The organism is Streptomyces milbemycinicus (genome assembly GCF_002154605.1).
Lineage (GTDB): Bacteria > Actinomycetota > Actinomycetes > Streptomycetales > Streptomycetaceae > Streptomyces > Streptomyces milbemycinicus.
The window spans coordinates 1-4,040 of the sequence record NZ_MUNE01000773.1; the positions used below are offsets into that span (position 1 = coordinate 1).

General features: G+C 70.6%; 3 protein-coding genes. 2 read left to right on the forward strand and 1 reads right to left on the reverse strand.

Features of this window, described 5'->3' with window-relative positions; all coding sequences use genetic code 11:
- Positions 1 to 70 precede the first annotated feature (70 nt).
- Positions 71 to 1,018 (forward strand): transporter substrate-binding domain-containing protein, encoded by a 948-nt coding sequence (locus CCN51_RS45850; RefSeq protein WP_014181683.1) that lies wholly within the window; start codon positions 71 to 73, stop codon positions 1,016 to 1,018.
- Between the two features lie 8 nt (positions 1,019 to 1,026).
- The gene (locus tag CCN51_RS45855; protein WP_078610764.1) at positions 1,027 to 2,943 is read left to right on the forward strand and encodes a CocE/NonD family hydrolase; all 1,917 of its coding nucleotides are present in this window, start codon (positions 1,027 to 1,029) and stop codon (positions 2,941 to 2,943) included.
- Positions 2,944 to 2,986: 43 nt separating this feature from the next.
- Here the strand turns inward: CCN51_RS45855 and CCN51_RS45860 are convergent.
- A partial coding sequence (locus tag CCN51_RS45860; RefSeq protein WP_245881818.1) for an ArsR/SmtB family transcription factor occupies positions 2,987 to 4,040 on the reverse strand: 1,054 nt, incomplete at its 5' end.

Sequence of the window (4,040 nt, forward strand, 5' to 3'; positions counted from 1 at the left end):
GGTCCCCTCTTCCTGCCGCCCTCCGCTTCCCCGGTCCCCCCTGCACACTCCTCCCGAACGGACCTCTTCCATGCGCAACCGTCCCCGCGCCGCCGTGGGTGCCCTGTCCCTGCCCCTCGCCCTGTCCCTGACCCTGGCCGGCTGCTCGGTCGACGACTCCGCCGGCACCGACAAGCCCAAGGCCAAGTCGTCGGCCGCCATCCGCCTCGAACCGCTGGACCGCGAGCTGGCCGCCGAGGTGCCCGCGCAGTACAAGAACAAGACCCTGATCATGGGCGTCAGCGAGTACGCGCCGTACAACACCTTCGGCTCGGACGGGCGCGTGACGGGTCTGGTGCCCGACCTGGCCGCGCAGCTCTCCGCCATACTGGGGGTGAAGATCAAGGTGGAGAAGACCACCTTCGACGCGATCATTCCCGGTCTGAAGTCCGGCCGCATCCAGCTCAGCGCGCCCGCCGGCGACTTCGTCGAGCGTCAGGAGCAGGTGGACTTCGCCGACTTCGCGAAGAGCAGCGTGACGCTGATGGTGAACAAGTCGGCCTCCTTCCAGCCCAAGACCGGGCTGGAGGTCTGCGGGCGCAAGGTCGGCGTCGAGAAGGGCGCGGGCACCCAGAACGTCGTCGCCGCGCTCACCGAGCGGTGCGCCGCGAAGGGCAAGCCGGCCGTCGACGAGCAGGTCTTCCCCGACCTGTCCGGCGCCGCCCTCGCGCTGCAGAGCAAGCGCATCGAGGCGGTGGCCGCGCCGAGTGCGGCCAACACCTCCGCCAGCAGCGGCTCGAACGGCCGCTTCCAGACGCTGGAGCTCAAGGACATCCTCGATCTGCCCGCCTCGACGGCGATCTACGGCATCGAGGCCAAGAAGGGCTCCGGGCTCGCCCCCGTGATCACCAAGGCGCTGCGGGAGATGTACGAATCGGGCACCTACGGCAAGCTGTTCGGCCTGTGGCGTCTCCCGCTGTCCACGGTGTCGAAGTCCCAGCTCGCCGTGAACGGCTCGAAGCAGTCCCAGACCAAGTGACCGGTTCCATGACACACACCACCGACACCACTGACACCACCGACACCGCCCCCCTGGAGCACCTGGCCGACCCGGGGGTGTGGCGGCGCACCCTCGGCGTCCCCCTGCGCGACGGCGCGGTGCTGGCCGCGGACCTGTACTCCCATGCCGCACGGCCGGAGCCTCGCCCGGTGATCCTGGAGCGCACCCCGTACGGCCGGCGCCAGATCCGCGGCTCGGACCAGAACCGCCACGACGAGCCGCTGCCGACGCCGGAGGAGACCTCCGCGTACTTCGTGCGCGCCGGGTATCACGTCGTGCGGCAGGACTGCCGCGGCCGGGGCGACTCGCAGGGCACCTTTGTGAAGTACCTGGGCGAGGGGCCCGACGGAGCGGACACCATCGAGTGGATCGCGGCCCAGCCCTGGTGCGACGGCCGGGTGGCGATGATGGGGGTCTCCTACTCGGCACACGCCCAGTCGGCGGCCGCGGCCGAGTCCCCCGGTCACCTGGCCGCGATGTTCATGGACTCCGGCGGCTTCGCGAGCGCGTACGAGGCGGGCATGCGGATGGGCGGGGCGTTCGAGCTCAAGCAGGTCACCTGGGCGTTCCGGCACGGCGAGGAGAGCCCCGAGGCCGCCCGCGACCCGCTGGTGCGCAAGGCGTTCGAGGGCACCGACCTGCGGGACTGGTTCACCGTCCTGCCGTGGCGGCCGGGCGTCTCACCGCTGCGCCAGGTCGGCCCGTACGAGGACTATCTGCTCGATCAGTGGCGCAACGACTCCTTCGGGGCGTACTGGCGGCAGCCGGCGATCTACGGGCGCGGCCACTACGACCGCTTCCCCGATGTCCCCACGCTGCACATGTCCAGCTGGTACGACCCGTACGTGCGCTCGACCATCGAGAACTTCACGGCGATGGGCCGTCTGAAGGACTCGCCCGCGTATCTGGTGATGGGGCCCTGGACGCACGGCCACCGTTGCGTCACATACGCCGGCGATGTGGACTTCGGACCCGCGGCCACGCTCAGCGACAACCTCGACGCCTCGTATCTGTCCTTCCGGCGGCGCTGGTTCGACGCGGTGCTCCGGCATGACGGCGATCCGGAGTCCATTCCGCGGGTCCGGTACTTCCTCATGGGCGGCGGGGACGGCCGCCGGGACGAGGCCGGCCGGATGCGGCACGGCGGCCAGTGGCGGACCGACACGCGGTGGCCGCCCTCGGGGGCGCGCGAGACGGCGTTCTACTGCCACACCTCGGGCGAGCTGAGCGAGCGGCCGCCGGCCGAGCGGCAGGCATGGGTGGAGTACGACTTCGACCCGGCGGATCCGGTGCCGACCCTGGGCGGGCAGGTGACCTCGGGCGAGCCGGTCATGGTCGGGGGCGCCTTCGACCAGGTGCCGGACGCCCGGTTCTACGGGGCGCGGGAGCCGTATCTGCCGCTGAACGCCCGGCCCGATGTGATCTCGCTGGTCACCCCGCCGCTGGCGGAGCCGCTGGTGGTGGCGGGGCCGGTCACGGCCCGGCTGTTCATCTCCTCGACCGCTGTGGACACCGACTTCACCGTGAAGCTGGTCGATGTGCACCCGCCCAACGACGACTATCCGCACGGTTTCGCCATGAACCTGACCGAGGGCATCTTCCGGTGCCGCTTCCACAAGTCGTTCGAGCACCCGGAGCCGCTGGTGCCGGGCGAGATCTACGAGATCGAGATCGCGGCACCGGACACGGCGAACCGCTTCGAGGCAGGGCACCGGCTGCGGATCGACATCTCCTCCAGTGACTTCCCCCGCTTCGACGTCAACTCGGGCACCGGCGATCCCGAGGCGGTGACCCGCCGCAAGGTGATCGCCACCAACCGGATCCACATGGACGCCGAGCACCCCTCCGCCGTGCTGCTGTGGACCCGGCCCGACCAGCCCGGCCAGGCCGACGACAGCGCCTGAGGACCCGGCGAGCGGTCACCGCATGGCGGTCACCGCATGGCGGTCACCGCATGATGGTCGCCAGCACATCCTGCCCCAGCCTGAGCAGGGTGCTGGTGGCCAGCCGGTGGTAGACGTACCTGCCTTCCCGTTCCGATTCGATCAGCCCGGCCTCCCTGAGCTGCCTCAGGGTGCGGGAGACCTGTGTGTCGTCGAGGCCGAGCCGCTTGGCCAGCTCGGAGGTGGTGATCGGCTCCCCCAGCAGATGGCGGCACAGCTCCATCCGGCCCGGAGAGGCCAGCACGGAGAGCCGGGCGTGCAGCTGCCGCAGCGTGAGCTGCTCGGGCGCCCGGACCTCCGGTGCCGCGAACTGCAGCACCACCGGGTAGGACCGCTCGTCCTTGATGGTCAGATGCGGCCACACATGCACCGAGGGCAGCAGGAACAACTGCCTGGGCCCGATCCCGATCTCCGCGATCGCCAGCTTGTCGTAGCGGACGTGTGAGCCGTCCCCCGCGACGACCGCGGTCGGGCTGAGCCCTGCCAGCACCTCGGCCAGACCCTTGCGGGTCACCTCGGTACGGAACCGCACGACGGCCGCCTCCAGCCGGTCGTGCACCGCGCGCCACTCGGCCGCGAAGAACGCTCCCCCGCAGCGGTCCAGGAAGTCGATCAGTCGGGCTCGCACGTCCTCCGGCGAGGCCATCAGGTCGTGCGCCAGTGCCCCGCGCCGGAAGGATCGGCGCTCGCACTGCGTGACATAGCAGCGGGCGGCCTCTTTGTCGTCCAGCAGGAGGCGCGCCGGGGGAACGGCCTCGCGGAAGCCGAGAACCCCCTGGGCACACAGATCGACGAACTCGTCCAGGGGCAGCTTCTCCAGGTGCCGCAGCTCCTCTTCGAAGGTCTGGTCCAGCGGCAGCGCCAGAGGGAACAGCAGCCGGCATCGAAGACGCGCCCACAGCGGCGACAGCGCGCTCATCTCGTTGGCCAGAGAGTCGTCGAAAGTCGTTCCGAGCTGACGGGTCCAGCGCTGGGCCTCCGGATGGTGGTCCGGTTCGGCCAGGATGTGCAGCACGGACATCAGCTCGGCCAACGCGGAGCGGCCGACGTGCACGTCG

Excerpts from the sequence above, each read along its gene's own strand:
- CCN51_RS45850 (WP_014181683.1), top strand. The coding sequence starts at position 71 with ATGCGCAACCGTCCCCGCGCCGCCGTGGGTGCCCTGTCCCTGCCCCTC.
- CCN51_RS45855 (WP_078610764.1), top strand. The coding sequence starts at position 1,027 with ATGACACACACCACCGACACCACTGACACCACCGACACCGCCCCCCTG.